This window comes from Rhodopseudomonas palustris BisB18 (genome assembly GCF_000013745.1).
Classification (GTDB): Bacteria; Pseudomonadota; Alphaproteobacteria; order Rhizobiales; family Xanthobacteraceae; genus Rhodopseudomonas_A; species Rhodopseudomonas_A palustris_F.
On the sequence record NC_007925.1, the window covers coordinates 5431481 to 5447709 of the forward strand.

Below are 16229 nucleotides of genomic sequence, written 5' to 3' on the forward strand. Positions count from 1 at the left end.
GTCTCAGCACATCGCCCGGCCGGCGGCGCGCCGGGACAACCGCATGTCGCAACGCCACGATTTTCCCGGCTCAGTCGATCTCGTCGAGCGTCGCAAACAACGTTCGGCGCGACGACCATGCGGTGATCGCCGCGATCAACACCGTCTGCACCGCCAGCGCCAGATAGCCTTGCGGCCGCAGCGAAAACGTCCCGAGCAGCGCCGCGAACTGGTCGCCCACCGGGGTGCCGGAAAACCAACTTGCGATCGATTCCGAAAAACCGAAGCCGAGCATCGCGATGCCGCCGCCGATCACCCCGCCCTCCAGTCCGAGCCGGAGGAAATGCCGCAGGAAATGGTTGGCGATGTAGCGATCGCCGGCGCCGACGAAATGCAGCACCTCGACGATCGGCCGGTTCGCCGCCATCGCGCCGCGGGTGGCGAACGACACCGAGATGATGGTGGTGATGATCACCAGCGCCAGGATGCCGAGCCCGGCGATCACGGTGGCGCCGGTCATCGATCGCATCCGCTCGATCCAGGCGCGGTGGTCGTCGACGCTGGCCGAGGGCGCCGCCTCGCTGACCCGGCGGCGCAGCTCGCCGAGATCGAGCGGCGTGCCCGGCGACAGCCGGGCGATGATCATGCGCGGCACCGGCAGATCGTCCAGCGACAGCCCGGCGCCGAGCCACGGCTCCAGCAGCTTGCCGGATTCCGCCTTGGTGAACGGCCGCACGTCGACGATGCCGGGCTGCGCCCGCATCGCCTCGGCGACCGCGGCGACGTCGCGCTCGGTGTCGCGGCCCGCCACCGCGCGGACCTGGATGGTGATTTCGCTGGCGACCTCGGATTGCCATTCCGCCGCCGAGGCACTGATCAACAGCACCGCGCCGGTGGTGATCGAAGCCAGAAACGTCATGATCGCCACCACCGCGACCAACGCGCGGCCGGCGATCGAGGCCCGCGGCACGATCGGCGCCAGATTGCGCGCCCGAGCCGGCACCTGCGGGCGTTCATGCCCGAGGTCCATCAACACGCCGCGTTCGTGGTCCGCTCTATTCATAGACGTGCAGCCGTCCCTGATGCAGCACAAGGCGCCGCGCTTCGTATTGATCCATCAAGGAAATGTCATGGGTGGCGATGATCACCGCGGTGCCGGATTTGTTCAACTCGATGAACAGCCGCAACAGCCGTCGGCCGAGCGTCGGATCGACGTTGCCGGTCGGCTCGTCGGCCAGCAGCAGATGGGGGCGAGCGATCACCGCGCGGGCGATCGCGGCGCGTTGCTTCTCGCCGCCGGACAACACCGGCGGCAACGCATCCATCCGCTCGCCGAGCCCGACCCATTTCAACAGGTCGATCACCTCGCGGCGGTAGCTCGACTCGTCGCGGCCGGTCACCCGGAACGGCAGCGCGACGTTTTCGTAAGTGGTCATGTGGTCGAGCAGGCGGAAATCCTGCAGCACGATGCCGATGCGCTGGCGCAATTGCGCGATCTCGTCCTTGCCGAGCTGCGAGACGTCGTTGCCGAACAGCGTCACCAGCCCGCGGGTCGGCCGCAACGACAGGAACAACAACCGCAGCAAAGAGGTCTTGCCGGCGCCGGACGGACCGGTGAGGAACTGGAAGGAGTGCGCCGGAATTTGGAAATTGAGATCGCGCAAAATCTCCGGACCGAGCCCGTAGCGCAGGCCGACATTTTCGAACCGAACCACATTCAGCTCCGTTCGAGGGTGGCGCGACAGCGGATGGCACGGCGCGACAGCGGTCGCCATCCGAGCCGCCGGGCACCGCGAAAGGCCCCCGGCCTGCCGGGGCGGGCCACACCCGTTCCCGGCCTCGGTTGTGAACCGGTTATGGTTTCCGGTTCGTTAACGGACGTGGGGTAGGCTAGGCTTAGCATCATAGGTACGATTCGCTCCATGCACATCGTTTGCCCGCATTGTACGACATCCTATGCGATCGGCCCGAACACCTTGGGTGCGGCCGGCCGCAGCGTGCGTTGCGCCCGCTGCAAGCAGGTCTGGCTGGCGCGGCCCGAGGACGCGATTGCGGCGGACGCCAGACTGCCGTCGATGGCCGGCGCGGCGGAGCCCGAGCCCGATCCGGCGCCCGCCGTCAGCGCCCAGCCGTCCGACGCCGATTGGCAGGACACCAAGGCGCCGACGGTGGACAGTCCGTCGATCTCCACCGAGATGCCGCCGTCCGACGAGGATGCGGTGCTGCGACGAAAATTGGCGGCGCAGGCGGCATGGGCGGCGCTGGCGCAGCAGGACGAAGAGGCCGATCTGCCGCCACCGCCGCCGCCGCGTCCGCGCGCGAAGCGGCCCAGCATCAGCCTGCCGTCCTGGGTGCCGCGGCCGCGCAACCCGTTCGCCCGGCTGCCGCAGCCGTTCCGATCGATCTTCAGCCTGCCGACCGCCTGCGCGGCGATGGCCGCGCTGCTGATGGGACTGGTGATCTGGCGCGCCGACGTGGTCCGCGCGCTGCCGCAAACCGCGACGTTCTACAAGTTGACCGGACTCGAGGTCAATTTGCGCGGGCTGGCGATCAAGGACGTCAAGATCAGCAGCGAAACCGTCGAAGGCAAGCCGGTATTGGTGATCGAGGGCGTCATCCTCGATCAGGCCAATAAGCCGGTCGATCTGCCGCGGCTGCGTTTCGTGGTCCGCGACGAGCGCGGCACCGAGATCTACGCCTGGAACGCGGTGCTCGAACAGTCAGTGCTGAACCCCGGCGAAAAGGCCTGGTTCCGATCGCGGCTGGCTTCGCCGCCGCCGGAAGCCCGCAGCATCGACGTGCGTTTCTTCAGTCGCCGCGACCTCATGGGCGGGGGCGCATAGCGATGGCCCGGGTGCTGATCGCCGACGACGAAGAATCGGTGCGACTGATGGTGGCGCGCGCCCTCGCGCTGGACGGACATCAAACCGTCACCGCCGAAGACGGCGCCGAGGCGCTGGATATTCTGAACCGCGACCGCCGCTCCTTCGATCTGCTGCTGACCGATATCAAGATGCCGATCATGGACGGCATCGCGCTGGCGCTCGCGGCGGCGAGCGGGTTTCCCAAGCTCACCATCCTGCTGATGACCGGCTTCGCCGATCAGCGCGAGCGCACCTCCGGACTCGACGCCATCGTGCACGACGTCATCGCCAAGCCGTTCTCGGTGGAGGATATCCGCGCCGCGGTGGCGGATGCGCTCGCCGCGCAACGTTAGGCACAGTACCGGCCTCCCCGATAAGGTGTTGTTAACCATACTCCATCTACGGTTCCGCGGTGCTCGCGGCGACCGCCGCGATCGATACGACCGTCCGAAAACCCTCGATGGTGGCCGCGCCGGGCGAGAGGGTGAGCAATGTCGAACGGCAGGATTCGACTGTCCGCGGTTGGTGATCTCGGCTCCCGGACGCACCGGCAGGACAGCCCTGCCGTGCAGCTGCGCGATCTGTTCGTGCCGCTGCACCGCTTGCTGATGTCCGACGGCGACGCCCGCCTGGCGCTGGCACATCCCGATGGCGTCAACGCTTATTATTGTCGTCCAACCCCCTGCGCCGACACCCTGGAATTCTCTTCCAGCACCGCGAGTTCGATTTCGCCACGCGGCTATGAAGCCGCCGGACGGGCGCGCGGCGCGCTGATGCAATCGGCGATTCAACACGGCCTCGACGCCGCCTTCGAGGCGCGCGTCGAACAGCTGCGGCATGACCTGAAGGCGCTGCTCGGGCTCGGCGCGTCGGCGACCGAGGTGGTGTTTTCCGCCTCCGGCACCGACGCTCAGTTGCAAGCGCTGGGACTGACCCGGGCGGTGCTGGGCGAGCGCCTCACCACCATCATCGTCGGCGCCGACCAGACCGGCAGCGGCACCGCGCACACCGCGCGCGGCAGGCATTTCGGCGACCTGACGTCGAATGGACGGGCCGTCGCCAAGGGAACGCCGCTCGCCGGACTGCAATCGGTCGGCTGCGTCGCGCTGTCGTTGCGCAACGACGCCGGCCACCCCTTGTCGGACGCCGAATGCGACGCGCAGGTGCTCGGCGCGGTGACCCGCGCGGTCGCCGCCGGCGATCGCGTGCTGTTGCAGCTGATGGACTGCTCGAAGCTCGGCTGGCGCGCGCCGAGCGACGCGGTGATCGACGAGATCGCGGCGCGCTGGCCGGCGCAAGTTCAGTTGGTGGTCGACGCCTGCCAGATGCGGCTGTCGCGACGGCGGATCGGCTGGTACCTCGAGCGCGGCGCCATGGTGCTTTTGACCGGCTCGAAATATTTCACCGGCCCGGCGTTCAGCGGCGCGCTGCTGGTGCCGCCCATGCTGTCGCGAACCATCGCGGCGACCGAAGCCGACCTCTCCGCTCTGCAGGCCTACAACGTCCGCAGCGACTGGCCGACCGCCTGGGCGGCGTTGCGCGCGCAATTCGCGCCGCGCTTGAAGATCGGGCAATGGCTGCGCTGGGAGGCCGCGCTCGAAGAGATCCGCGGCTATTACGCGGTGCCCGAACAGTTTCGCCGCGCCGCGCTCCGCGAGCTCGGCGCCGGCATTGCGCGGCTGATCGCGGCGTCGCCGTCGTTGCGGCCGCTGCCGCTGCAGCACCGGACCGGCGAGGGCGACGACGAGATGGCGTGGCCTACGATCTTTGCCTTCACGCTCGAGCCCGACGGCAACCCGCTGGCCCCCGAGGCCTGCAAGGCGATTCACCGCGGGCTCGCCCGCGTCGAAGCCGATCCGGCGGACGACCTCGTGACCGCGGCCAGCTGCCTGATCGGCCAGCCGGTGGAATGGCGCGGCGCCGCCGGCCAACCCACCGGGGCGTTGCGGATCTGCATCGGCGCGCGTCACGTCACCGACGCCTGGTCGGCCGATGCGGCGCTCGCCAGAAGCAATGTGCAGCGCCAGCTCGCCAACGTCGCGACGATCGTCGCCAGAACCGAATGGCTGCTGCGGCAGCACAGCGAAACCGCAATGTCGAGGGATCCCATGACACCACCGCCCGATGATACGATGCGCGGCGCCACCGCAGCCGCCGACCGGATCGGTTTCGCCCGGCTGACCAAGATGGCGTTCGACGGCGTCAGCCTGCTGCCGCTGTGGCAGCAGCTGATCGACAAGGTGACGAACGGCACAGCCTCCGCGGGCGAGGGCCTCGACCTGTCGCTGATCGCCCAACTGCTCGGGCAAAAAGCAACCGGCTTGGCCGTTCAGGACGAAGTGCTGGCGCTGCACCAGCTGTTCCGCTCGCCGTGTTCGGCGGAGCAACCGCGGCTGCGGGTGCTGGCGTTGGCGGCGGCGATCGACATGGGCGGCAATACGCCGATCGAATTCCTGCTGGAGAATAGCGACATCGAGCTGACCACGCTCTACGTGGTGCCCGGCGCCGCGATCCCCGATCCGCTGCCGGAGCACGACGTCGCCATCGTGGTGGCCTCGGATTCCGAGGAATGCCGCCATGCGCTGGCCGAGATCGCCACCCGGGCGCCGAGCTGGCCGCGGCCGTTGCTCAATCCGCCGGACCGGGTCGCCAACCTCGACCGCGATAAGCTGTATCGGCTGCTCAACGGCATCGACGGCCTCGATATTCCCGCCACCATCGCGGTCAGCCGCGCGCAATTGCTCGAGGTGGTGCTGCTGTCGCAGACGCTGCCGGAGGCCGCCGATGGCACCGACTTCCCGGTGATCATCCGGCCGCGCGGCTCGCATGCCGGCGTCGGCCTGGCCAAGCTCGACGGCCCGACGGAGCTGGCGAATTATCTGATCGAGCGCCGCGAGCAGGACTTCTTCGTTTCGCGCTTCGTGGATTATTCCAGCGAAGACGGACAGTTTCGCAAGTACCGGATCGCGATCGCCGACGGCAAGGCCTATGCCTGCCATATGGCGATCGCCGATCAATGGAACATCTGGTACCTCAACGCCGGAATGTCGGAAAGCGAGGAGAAGCGCCAGGAAGAGGCCACCTTCATGCACACTTTCGATTTCGGCTTCGCGCTACGGCATCGCTCGGCGCTCGCCGCGATGACGGAGCGCGTCGGGCTCGATTACTTCATGGTGGATTGCGCGCAGACCAAATCCGGCGACCTGTTGATCTTCGAGGCCGACAACACCGCGGTGGTGCACAACATGGATTCGCCGCAGCTGTTTCCCTACAAGCCGCCGCAGATGCACAAGATCTTCGACGCGTTCGCCGCGATGCTGCAGCGACGCGCGCAGCAGCATGCGGACCGCGCGGCGTGAGCACGACGCGGCGCGAGGCCGCGGACGCGTTGGGCCACAGCGAGACGCTCGATCCGCAAGACTGGGAGGAATTGCGCGCCCAGGGCCACCGCATGCTCGACGACATGCTGGACTATATCGCCAAGGTCCGCGAACGCCCGGTGTGGCGGCCGATCCCCGCGGCGGTGCGCGGGCAATTCCAGCAGGCGCTGCCGCGGGCGCCCTCCGACCTGAGCGACGTCTATGGTGAGTTCAGCGAGCTGATTGCGCCTTACGCCACCGGCAATGTGCATCCAGGCTTCATGGGCTGGGTGCATGGCGGCGGCACCCCGGTCGGGGTTTTGGCCGAGATGCTGGCGGCGGGGCTCAACGCCAATTGCGGCGGCCGCAACCACATGCCGATCGAAGTGGAGCGCCAGATCGTGCGCTGGGTCCGGCAGCTGTTCGGCTTTCCGGAGACCGCCAGCGGGGTGTTCGTCACCGGCACCTCGATGGCCAACCTGATGGCGGTGCTGGTGGCGCGCACCGCGACGCTCGGCACCGAGGTGCGGCAACGCGGGCTCGGCGAGGCCGGGCTCACCGCCTACACCTCGGTCGCGGCCCACGGCTGCATCGCCCAGGCGATGGATCTCTCAGGTCTCGGCCGCGACGCGTTGCGCCGGATCGGCCAAGACGCCGCCCACCGCATCGACGTCACGGCGTTGCGGGCGCGGATCGCCGAGGACCGCGCCGCCGGGCGGGCGCCGTTCCTGGTGATCGGCACCGCGGGCGCGGTCGACACCGGCGCGATCGACGACCTCGATGCGCTGGCTGAGCTCTGCCGCGGCGAGAAGCTGTGGTTTCACATCGACGGCGCGTTCGGCGCACTCGGCATGTTGTCGCCGCAGATCGCGCCGCGGCTGAAGGGACTTGAGCGCGCGGATTCCATCGCGTTCGATTTCCACAAATGGGGCCAGGTGCAATACGACGCCGGCTTCCTGATGGTGCGCGACGGCGAGCGGCATCGCGAGACCTTCGCGGCGCCGGTGGCCTATCTGCGCCGCGAAACCCGTGGCCTCGCCGCCGGCTCGCCCTGGCCGTGCGACTACGGCCCGGATCTGTCGCGCGGCTTCCGTGCGCTGAAGACCTGGTTCACGCTGAAGACCTACGGCACCGACAAGCTCGGCGCGATGATCGAACGCACCTGCGCGCTGGCGAAGTATCTGGAGCGCAAGATCGCCGCCGAGCCGCGGCTGGAACTGCTGGCGCCGGTGGCGCTCAACATCGTCTGCTTCCGGTTCCGCGGCGACGATCCGAACCACCTCAACGCCGAGATCGTCGCCGACCTGCACGAATCCGGCATCGTCGCGCCCTCGACCACCACGATCCACGGCGCGCTGGCGATCAGGGCTGCGATCGTCAACCACCGCACCGACGTGCAGGATGTCGATGCGCTGATCGAGGCGGTGCTGCGGTTCGGTGAGGCGCGGGTGAAGTAGCGGCCGATCTTTGGAGTTGATTGCGCCTACGTAAAGCGTGCGCCGGACGCAGTGCAACGCGCCGCTCTTGCGGCGTGGTGCGCTGCAGAGCCGGGGCCGTTACGGAACGCAGCGCTTGGAACGGTCCCGGCTCGCGGCGCCGCGTGAAGAACGCGGCCCCGCGTCCGGACACGCGGATCAATAATCCTTCAGCAGCCGCTCGATGTAGTCGAGTTCGATCTGCGGGCGCTGGCTGTCGCCGAGCCGGCGGCGCAGCTCTTCCAGGATGCGGCGCACCCGCTGCACGTCGATCTCGCCGGGAATCTTCACCGTGAGGTCGTCGCCGAATTCGCGGCCGTGCAGCGGGCGGCCGAGCGGATCGCTGTCGTTGCCGCCGCTCTGCTGGCGGCCGGGCCGGTTGCCGGGGCCGTCGCCCTGGCCCTCGCCCTGCTGCATCGCCTCGGCGAGTTTCTGCGCGCCTTTGCGCAGCGCATCCAGCGCCTTGCCCTGGGAGTCCACCGCGCCATCGGCATTGCCTTCGCCGAGCCGGCCGCCGGCATCGCCCATCGCGCTGTCGGCATCGCCAAGGCCGTCGCCGCCTTGTCCCTGGTCACCCTCGCCCTGTTCGCCCTGCTGGCCCGGCTCGCCGCCTTGGCCTTTTTCGCCCTTGTCTCCGCGCGGCGCCTGCCCCATGCCGCGCTTCGCCAACTCCTGCTGCAGTTTCTTCAGCCGATCGCGCAGCCCCTGCTGATCCTGCTGCAGATCGCCCAAACCCTGCTCGCCGGGCTTCTTGCCGCGGTCGCGGCGCTGGTCCTGGCCCTGCTGATAGGTCTTGTCGCGCAATTGCTGCTGCTTGCGGATCATGTCGCCGAGCTCGTTCAGCGCCTGCTGCATGTCGCCGTCGCCCTGTTGGCCGGGCTGCGCCATCTGCAGGTTTTCCAGCATCTGCTGCAGCTGTTCGAGCAGTTGCTTGGCGGCATCCTTGTCGCCGGAGCGCGACAGCCGCTCCATGCGCTCGATCATGTTGTTGAGATCCTGCTGCCGCATCACCTTGGTGTTCTGGTCGAGCGGACGGGCCAGCTGCTGCGGATTATTGCGCATCTGCTCGGCGAGCTGCTTGAGGAAATTGTCCAGCGCGGCGCGCAGATTCTCGGTGAGCTTCTTGATCTCCTCGTCGCTGGCGCCGCGTTCCAGCGCCTGCTTCAGCGCCTCCTGGGCGGCGCGCAGCGCTTTGTCGACGTCGCTGATGTTGCCGTCCTCGATCGTCACCGCGAGCGCCCACAGGCTGCCGACCACCTCGCGCAAAGCGTCGTCGGAGCGCGCGCGTTCGAGCTGGTTGGACACCGTGAACAGCCCGAGATACTGCCCGGTCTCCGGCGTGAACAGCTCCGGCGCGATCATCATGGCGTCGAGTGCGGCATAGACGTCGGCGTTGCGGCCGGCGTCGAGCGCCAGAATCCGCCGCTGCTCGATCAGCGCGCGCGCCAACGGCTTGGTGAACAGCCGCTCCGGCAGCCGCATCTCGAACGGCTCGCTCTTGCCCTCGTTGCCGGCTTCGTCCTTGGCGGTCAGTGTCAGCGTCACCTCGGCGCCCGCATAGGGATCTTCGCTGAGATCCTTCACGGTCTGGCCGACGCCGGCGCGGGTCCGGGCGTTCGGCAGCACCAGCGAGAATTGCGGCGGCTCGAACAACGGCCGCGGCGCCGCGCCGCCCGTGGCAGCGCCGGGGCGAGCCGCGAACCTGGCGTGAGCTTCTGTAACGCCGTAGTCGTCCTCGAGCTTGTAGGACATCTGCAGCGAGCCGCGGGCCTGGCGCTCGGGGTCCTTGGCCAAGGCGATGCTCGGCGCGCGGTCGGCGGCGGCGGTGAATTTCCACGGCGGCTGCCCGGAGGGCGAGCGCACCTGCGCGGTTCCGTCGCCGGCAATGGAGAAATGCCGTTCGCTGGTGCCGGAGGGCGGCGGCGCGGTCGGCGGCGTTTCGGTAATGCCGCCGGACACCGCGACGTCGAGCGTGCCGCCGCTGGACCGCACCACCAGCGTCGAGCCGGCCGGTACCGGCAGCACCGCTGCGGCAGCCTCGCGGCTGGCGGTGAGGATGATCGGCGGCTTGTTGGTGTAGAGCGGCGGCGCGACCCAGGCGTCGACGCGGGTCGTCGCCGGCGCCAGCACTCCGTTCCAGTCGAACGCCGCAGCCACCCGCGACGTGCGCTCTTCGCCGGCGGCAATGAAGGTTGCGACCAGCAGCACCGCGACCAGCCCGCGCAGCGCCCAGGGGTCGTGGATCGCCAGCCGCGGCGACGGCAGCCCGGCGCGCACCGATTTCAGCGAGGCCAAAGTGCGCTGCCGCTGCACCTGCCACAGCGCCTGCGCCACCGGGTCTTTCGACGCCAGCGTATCGGCGAGCGCGGTGGCCGGGCGATGTTTGATGCCGGTGCCGCGGTCGAGCCGGTTCAACGCCTCGTCGCGGCCCGGCCAGCGGAACTTGAGCAGCGGCAGCAAGGCCGTCAGCGCCAACACCACCAGCAACGCCAGCCCGATCGCGCGGCCGATAAACGGCAGCGCCAGCCATAACCCGGCCCACGACAGCACCAGGAACAGTCCGGCGACGCTCAGCAGCCGCGCCAAGGACGGCCAACTGCGTTCCCAGGCGATCGCCCACTTGGCCCGCCGCAGCGCCTGCGCCAGTTGCAGGCCTGGGGCCGCATCGGGATCGCGCTGCATCTGCGAGGGGTCGGGGGGTGCGCCGCTCAATGAGCTCTCCGGGTTGTGCGGACTGCAGCCTAGCACAGCGGCGGCAATGAGGCACCTTGCGGCCACCAACACGATAGCGTGACGGCGCCATCGGGGCCGCAGGCTTCCTTCCGTCGCGGTAAGGTTGATTGGTTAGGTTAAGAGGCGGATTGCGTTGCTGATCAGCCGGGGTCCGCTACCGTGGCTCCATCGCGCAGTTGGTCGGCGAAGCCGCACTTCCCGGCCAAGATTGTACTGTCGCGATCGGGACCGCCGGTTTTTTCGTTGCGGCTGGCGGTCCCACTTGGTTTTCGTTCAGGCAGGCTGAAGGGTTCGTTGCGGCCCGCGGAAAATGCTGCGAGGGCGACCTGGCACTTAGCTCAACACGTCATGGCCGCGCTCGTCGCGGCCATCCACGCCCACGAGCAAGGCCGTGCGTGTTTCCGTGGATGGCCGGGACAAGCCCGGCCATGACGCGGAGAGAGGGTCGTTACTCTCGAAACGCCACCTGCTTAGCAAAGCTGATTGATTGTCCGGTCACGCTCTCAGTGACAACCTGGCGACCCGCTCACAGCCACGGCGCCGGCTGGTCCAGCGCGATCAGTTGCTCGACATCGACGCGCGGCCGCACCACCGCGTAGTTGTCGCCCTTGACCAGCACCTCCGGCACCAGCGCGCGGGTGTTGTAGGTGCAGGCCTGCACCGCCCCATAGGCCCCGGCGGTCATGATCGCGATGAGATCGCCGGGCGCAGGCTCCGGCATGCTGCGATCCAGCGCCAGATAGTCGCCGCTCTCGCACACCGGGCCGACCACGTCGGCGACGATGTCGCGCGATCCCGGCGCGGCCTGCTGCACCGGCAGGATGTCGTGATAGGCCTCGTACAGCGTCGGCCGGATCAGGTCGTTCATCGCCGCATCGATGATGACGAAGTTCTTGGCGTCGCCGCGCTTCACGTAGGTGACGCGGGCGACCAGGATGCCGGCATTGCCGACGATCAGCCGGCCCGGCTCGAACATCAGCGTGCAGCCGAGATTGTGCGTCACCCGCTTGACCATGGCGGCATAGGCCTGCGGTTCCGGCGGCACGCCTGGCTCCTCGAAATAGGGAATGCCGAGGCCGCCGCCGAAATCGACGTGCGAAATCGTGTGGCCGTCGCCGCGCAGCACGGTGACGAAATCCGCCAAGAGCCGGAACGCGACTTCCAGCGGCGCCAGATCGGTGATCTGGCTGCCGATATGCATGTCGACGCCGGTGACCTTGAGGCCCGGCAGCTTGGCGGCGCGAGCATAGACTTCGCGGGCGCGGCTGATCGGAATGCCGAACTTGTTCTCGGATTTGCCGGTGGAGATTTTGGCGTGACTGCCCGAATCGACGTCGGGATTGACCCGCACCGAGATCCGCGCCGTGCGGCCCATCTCGCTGGCGATCCGCGACAGCAATTCCAGCTCGGGCTCGGACTCCACGTTGATGCACAGGATGTCGTGCGCAAGCGCGGCGCGCAGCTCGGTCGCGGTCTTGCCGACGCCGGAGAACAGAATTTTTTGCGGCGGGATGCCCGCGGCCACCGCGCGCTGCAGTTCGCCGCCGGAAACCACGTCGGCGCCGGCGCCGAGCTTGGCCAGCGTGCGCAGCACCGACTGGTTGGAATTGGCTTTCATCGCGTAGCACACCAGCGCGTCGACGCCCGCGAAGGCCTCGCTGAACACCCGGTAGTGCCGCTCCAGCGTCGCGGTCGAGTAACAATAGAACGGCGTGCCGACCGCATCCGCCAGCGATGACAGGTTCACCGCCTCGGCGTGCAGTACGCCGTTGCGATAGTCGAAATGATGCATTGCGGCGGCTCAGTCGTTGAGAAGCGGATCGAGGATGAACGGCTTCTTGCGCCCCTTGGCGGCGACCGGCGGCGCGCTGCTGCTGGCCGACTGGTCGAACAGCCCGCTTTGCGCGGCCGGTTCGCTGCCGGCGACCGGATCGGGCGTCGGTGCGACTTGCGCCGAAGCGCCCGGGGGCAGATCCAACCCGGATTTGCGACCGCAGCCCGCCAGCGTCAGGGCGGCGAGGGTCAGAGCAAGCACGGCCCAGGACGGGCGGATCAAGCGATTCACGGCGAAGTCCCCAATTGCGCGGGCACCATACAAAGATTGCTCCGCTCTGGCGAGAGCCGCAGCGGGAGCAATTTCCGATCCACCCGGTCAGCCTGAATTGTGTTCTTTTTCCAGCCGCTTGAGCCAGGCCTTGGCCTGCGCCCGGACGTTCTTCGGCGCGGTGCCGCCGTAGCTGACGCGGCTTTTCACCGAGGATTCGACGCTCAACACCGAAAGCGCCTGCTGGGTGATGCGCGGCTCGATCGCCTGCATCTCGGCCAGCGGCAGTTCGTGCAGCGCGACGCCCTGCTTGGAAGCCTCGCCGACGATCCGCCCGGTGACGTGGTGGGCGTCGCGGAACGGCATCTTCAATTCGCGCACCAGCCAGTCGGCAAGATCGGTGGCGGTGGCGTAGCCCTCGCCGGCGGCCTGCTTCATCCGCGCCGGGTCCGGCACCAGGTCGCTGACCATGCCGCTCATCGCCCGGATCGCCAAGGACAGCGCCGCAAAGGCTTCCATCGCGCCCTGCTTGTCCTCCTGCATGTCCTTTTGATAGGCCAGCGGCAGGCCCTTCATCACGATCAACAGCCCGGTCAAAGCGCCGATCACCCGGCCGGTCTTGGCGCGCGCCAGTTCAGCGGCGTCCGGATTGCGCTTCTGCGGCATGATCGAGGAGCCGGTGGTGAATTTGTCGGAGAGCCGCACCATGCCGACCAAGGGCGAGGTCCACAGCACGATTTCCTCGGCAAAGCGCGACAGATGCACGGCGGCGATCGAGGCCGCCGCCAGCGTTTCCAGCACGAAATCGCGATCCGACACCGCGTCCAGCGAATTCGCCATCGGCCGCTCGAAGCCGAGCGCCTTTGCGGTGGCGTCGCGGTCGATCGGAAACGAAGTGCCGGCCAAAGCGGCGGCGCCGAGCGGGCTTTCGTTGAGCCGCTTGCGGGCGTCGCGGAACCGGCCGCGGTCGCGCGCCGCCATCTCCACATAGGCCATCAGATGATGCCCGAAAGTCACCGGCTGCGCGGTCTGCAGATGGGTGAAGCCCGGCATCACGGTATCGGCGTGCTCCAGCGCCCGTGTCGCCAGCGCGTGCTGATAGCTCGCCAGCGCGGCGTCGATGCCGTCGATGGTGTCGCGCACGAACAGCCGGAAGTCGGTCGCCACCTGATCGTTGCGCGAGCGCGCGGTGTGCAGCCGTCCGGCGGCGGGTCCGATCAGCTCGCTGAGCCGGCTTTCCACATTCATGTGGATGTCTTCCAGCGCGCGCTTGAAGTCGAACGATCCGGCGACGATCTCTGACAAAATCGTGTCTAGACCCTTGGCGATATTTTTCGCATCTTTCGCGGTGACAATGCCCTGCGCGGCCAGCATGGCGGCGTGCGCCTTCGAGGCGGCGATATCCTGGGCATAGAGGTGGCGGTCGACATCGATCGAGACGTTGATCTCTTCCATGATCGCGTCGGGGCGCTCGCTGAACCGGCCGCCCCACATCTTGTTACTCATGTCTTTCGCCACGATCATGTCCTGTTGCACGTCTTGTTGTATGCCTGAACCCGTCGTCCGCCGCAGCACAGCGGCGCCCGCCTCTTGGAATATCGATCCCGCATGACCGACGACAGTCCTAAGTCTCCAGCGCCGCGCCGCAGCGCGTCCCGCCGAATTCCCATCATCCTGGCCGCGATGCTGATCGGCACGGCGGCGGGATTTGCCGGGGTATACGGGATCGGCGCCCTGAAGCGCAATCCGCCGGGCGATCCGGCGTGCCGTCCGGCGGTCGATCTGGCGCAGAAAATCGCGCCTTTGGCGAAGGGCGAGGTCGCGGCGCTGACCATGGCGACGGCGCCGCTGCGGATTCCGCAGCTGGCGTTCTCCGACGCCGCCGGCCAGCCGAAGACGCTGGCGGACTGGCGCGGCAAGACCATCTTAGTGAATCTGTGGGCGACCTGGTGCGTGCCGTGCCGCAAGGAGATGCCGGCGCTCGACAATCTGCAGGCCAAGCTCGGCAGCGACCGTTTCGAGGTGGTGGCGATCAACATCGACACCCGCGACCCCGCCAAGCCGAAGGCTTTCCTGACAGAAGGCGGCCTCACCCGGCTCGGCTATTTCGCCGATCCGAACGCCAAGGTGTTCCAGGATCTCAAGGCGGTAGGCCGGGCGCTGGGGATGCCGACCTCGGTGCTGATGGACGGCGCCGGCTGCGAGATCGGCACCATTGCCGGACCGGCGGAATGGGACAGTGACGACGCGCTCAAGCTGATCAACGCGGCGATGGCGCCGTAGGTTGAAAGCGCTGGCAGAAGCGTGCCCCGGACGCAGTGCAATGCGCCGCTCTCGCGGCGTGGTGCGCTGCAGAGCCGGGGCCGTTACGAATGACAGCGCTTGCAATGGTCCCGGCTCGCGTCGCAGCGCCAAGGGCGCTGCACCGCGTCCGGGACAAGGGGCCCTCTCAGGCGGAGATGTCGAGATTGCCGCCGATGCCGGAGGCCACGTTGGCGAGCGAATTGGCGCTCTGCTGGGCGGCGCCGAGCAACGTCGACACCGCGAATTTCTCCGCGTCGGCGTTGGTTTTCATGATGCTGGTGGCCACCTGCATCTGCACCTGGCCGGCCTTTGCGCCAAGCGCGGCGCTGATCAAACTCATGTCCATTGACTTATACTCCGAGCCGGCAGTCTAGCCGGGCGGGATTAACGATCCCTTTGCAGCACCACCGACGCAGCCAGTATTTGGCCCGCGAAAACGAAGCTAAATCTATGAAAATTATCGCGATTCTGGGCCGCATCTCAGCGCGTCGGCACCGGCTTGTCGCCGCGATAGTCGTAGAAGCCGCGGCTGGTCTTGCGGCCGAGCCAGCCGGCCTCGACGTATTTCACCAGCAGCGGGCACGGCCGATATTTCGAGTCGGCGAGCCCCTCGTGCAGCACCTGCATGATCGACAGGCAGGTGTCGAGCCCGATGAAATCGGCGAGTTCGAGCGGCCCCATCGGGTGGTGGGCGCCGAGTTTCATCGCGGCGTCGATCGCCTCGACATTGCCGACGCCCTCATACAGCGTGTAGATCGCCTCGTTGATCATCGGCAGCAGGATGCGGTTGACGATGAAGGCCGGGAAATCCTCCGACACTGCGATCTGCTTGCCGAGCTTGGTGACGAACGCCTTGGCGGCGTCGAACGTCGCGTCGTCGGTGGCGATGCCGCGGATCAGCTCGACCAATTCCATCAGCGGCACCGGATTCATGAAGTGAATGCCGATGAAGCGCTCCGGGCGGTCGGTGGAGGCGGCGAGCCTTGTGATCGAAATCGACGAGGTGTTGGAGGCGACGATCGCCTCGGGCTTCAGCACCGCGCACAGATCGTGGAAGATCTTGCGCTTGACCTCTTCTTTTTCGACCGCGGTCTCGATCACCAGGTCGCAATCGGCGAGGCCGTCGAGCCGGTCGGCACCGGTGATCCGCGTCAAAGCCTGCTTGCGGGCCTCCTCGGTGATGATCTTCTTGGCGACCTGGCGCGACAAATTGCCGTTGATGGTGGCCATCGCCGATTTGGTGCGGTCGGCGGCGATGTCGTTCAACACCACGTCGAAGCCGCCCAACGCCGCGACATGGGCGATCCCGTTGCCCATCTGGCCGGAGCCGATCACGCCGACTTTCTTGATTGCTAACGCCATGTTGTCATCTCATCGGAGGGCTTGCCGCGGATCGCGGCGCCCCATCCTCGCATAGAATCAAGCCGCTGTCCGTTGGCACAGCCGGCACGGCTTTCTGCTTTGGTGCACC

General features: G+C 67.7%; 13 protein-coding genes. 5 read left to right on the forward strand and 8 right to left on the reverse strand.

The features are described from left to right. Positions 1 to 70: 70 nt before the first annotated feature. The gene (locus RPC_RS24410; RefSeq protein ID WP_011475264.1) at positions 71 to 1042 is read right to left on the reverse strand and encodes a cell division protein FtsX; all 972 of its coding nucleotides are present in this window, start codon (positions 1040 to 1042) and stop codon (positions 71 to 73) included. Next, positions 1035 to 1694, reverse strand: a complete 660-nt coding sequence (ftsE, locus tag RPC_RS24415) for a cell division ATP-binding protein FtsE (RefSeq protein WP_011475265.1) — start codon at positions 1692 to 1694, stop codon at positions 1035 to 1037. The genes RPC_RS24410 and ftsE overlap by 8 nt, the downstream gene beginning before the upstream one ends. A gap of 207 nt (positions 1695 to 1901) precedes the next feature. Here ftsE and RPC_RS24420 point away from each other — a divergent pair, with 207 nt between their 5' ends. The 4 genes from RPC_RS24420 to RPC_RS24440 all read left to right on the forward strand — a co-directional run bounded on the left by RPC_RS24420 (position 1902) and on the right by RPC_RS24440 (position 7659). Continuing rightward, complete coding sequence (locus RPC_RS24420; protein WP_011475266.1) at positions 1902 to 2822, forward strand: MJ0042-type zinc finger domain-containing protein; 921 nt, start codon at positions 1902 to 1904, stop codon at positions 2820 to 2822. A gap of 2 nt (positions 2823 to 2824) precedes the next feature. Continuing rightward, entirely contained in the window at positions 2825 to 3196 is a 372-nt protein-coding gene (locus RPC_RS24425; protein ID WP_011475267.1) for a response regulator, read from the forward strand. 1779 nt (positions 3197 to 4975) lie between these two features. Further along, positions 4976 to 6202, forward strand: a complete 1227-nt coding sequence (locus tag RPC_RS24435; protein WP_041803283.1) for an ATP-grasp domain-containing protein — start codon at positions 4976 to 4978, stop codon at positions 6200 to 6202. Then, positions 6199 to 7659 carry a pyridoxal phosphate-dependent decarboxylase family protein gene (locus RPC_RS24440; RefSeq protein ID WP_011475269.1) on the forward strand — a complete coding sequence of 487 codons (1461 nt, stop codon included), beginning with the start codon at positions 6199 to 6201 and terminating at the stop codon, positions 7657 to 7659. Before RPC_RS24435 ends, RPC_RS24440 begins: the two co-directional genes overlap by 4 nt. Positions 7660 to 7836: 177 nt before the next feature. Here the strand turns inward: RPC_RS24440 and RPC_RS24445 are convergent, their stop codons facing one another. The 4 genes from RPC_RS24445 to argH form a co-directional block, all read right to left on the reverse strand. Continuing rightward, the gene (locus RPC_RS24445; protein ID WP_011475270.1) at positions 7837 to 10389 is read right to left on the reverse strand and encodes a TIGR02302 family protein; all 2553 of its coding nucleotides are present in this window, start codon (positions 10387 to 10389) and stop codon (positions 7837 to 7839) included. 547 nt (positions 10390 to 10936) lie between these two features. Next, positions 10937 to 12202: a diaminopimelate decarboxylase gene (lysA, locus tag RPC_RS24450; RefSeq protein ID WP_011475271.1), complete on the reverse strand. Its 1266-nt coding sequence runs from the start codon at positions 12200 to 12202 to the stop codon at positions 10937 to 10939. Between the two features lie 9 nt (positions 12203 to 12211). Then, a complete protein-coding gene (lptM, locus tag RPC_RS24455) occupies positions 12212 to 12475 on the reverse strand; it encodes an LPS translocon maturation chaperone LptM (protein WP_011475272.1) in 264 nt (87 codons plus the stop codon). Between the two features lie 87 nt (positions 12476 to 12562). Then, positions 12563 to 13960 (reverse strand): argininosuccinate lyase, encoded by a 1398-nt coding sequence (gene argH / locus RPC_RS24460; protein ID WP_041803284.1) that lies wholly within the window; start codon positions 13958 to 13960, stop codon positions 12563 to 12565. 102 nt (positions 13961 to 14062) lie between these two features. Here argH and tlpA point away from each other — a divergent pair, with 102 nt between their 5' ends. Next, complete coding sequence (gene tlpA / locus RPC_RS24465) at positions 14063 to 14737, forward strand: thiol:disulfide interchange protein TlpA (protein ID WP_011475274.1); 675 nt, start codon at positions 14063 to 14065, stop codon at positions 14735 to 14737. 166 nt (positions 14738 to 14903) lie between these two features. Here tlpA and RPC_RS24470 read toward each other — a convergent pair whose 3' ends face one another. Together RPC_RS24470 and RPC_RS24475 are read right to left on the reverse strand one after the other, a co-directional pair. Beyond that, on the reverse strand, positions 14904 to 15104 hold the full coding sequence (locus tag RPC_RS24470) for a putative motility protein (protein ID WP_011475275.1): 201 nt from the start codon (positions 15102 to 15104) through the stop codon (positions 14904 to 14906). A gap of 134 nt (positions 15105 to 15238) precedes the next feature. Then, a complete protein-coding gene (locus RPC_RS24475) occupies positions 15239 to 16120 on the reverse strand; it encodes a 3-hydroxybutyryl-CoA dehydrogenase (RefSeq protein ID WP_011475276.1) in 882 nt (293 codons plus the stop codon). Positions 16121 to 16229: the final 109 nt, after the last annotated feature.

Excerpts from the sequence above, each read along its gene's own strand:
- RPC_RS24410 (WP_011475264.1), bottom strand. The coding sequence starts at position 1,042 with ATGAATAGAGCGGACCACGAACGCGGCGTGTTGATGGACCTCGGGCAT.
- RPC_RS24420 (WP_011475266.1), top strand. The coding sequence starts at position 1,902 with ATGCACATCGTTTGCCCGCATTGTACGACATCCTATGCGATCGGCCCG.
- RPC_RS24425 (WP_011475267.1), top strand. The coding sequence starts at position 2,825 with ATGGCCCGGGTGCTGATCGCCGACGACGAAGAATCGGTGCGACTGATG.
- RPC_RS24435 (WP_041803283.1), top strand. The coding sequence starts at position 4,976 with ATGCGCGGCGCCACCGCAGCCGCCGACCGGATCGGTTTCGCCCGGCTG.
- lysA (WP_011475271.1), bottom strand. The coding sequence starts at position 12,202 with ATGCATCATTTCGACTATCGCAACGGCGTACTGCACGCCGAGGCGGTG.
- argH (WP_041803284.1), bottom strand. The coding sequence starts at position 13,960 with ATGAGTAACAAGATGTGGGGCGGCCGGTTCAGCGAGCGCCCCGACGCG.
- tlpA (WP_011475274.1), top strand. The coding sequence starts at position 14,063 with ATGACCGACGACAGTCCTAAGTCTCCAGCGCCGCGCCGCAGCGCGTCC.
- RPC_RS24470 (WP_011475275.1), bottom strand. The coding sequence starts at position 15,104 with ATGGACATGAGTTTGATCAGCGCCGCGCTTGGCGCAAAGGCCGGCCAG.
- RPC_RS24475 (WP_011475276.1), bottom strand. The coding sequence starts at position 16,120 with ATGGCGTTAGCAATCAAGAAAGTCGGCGTGATCGGCTCCGGCCAGATG.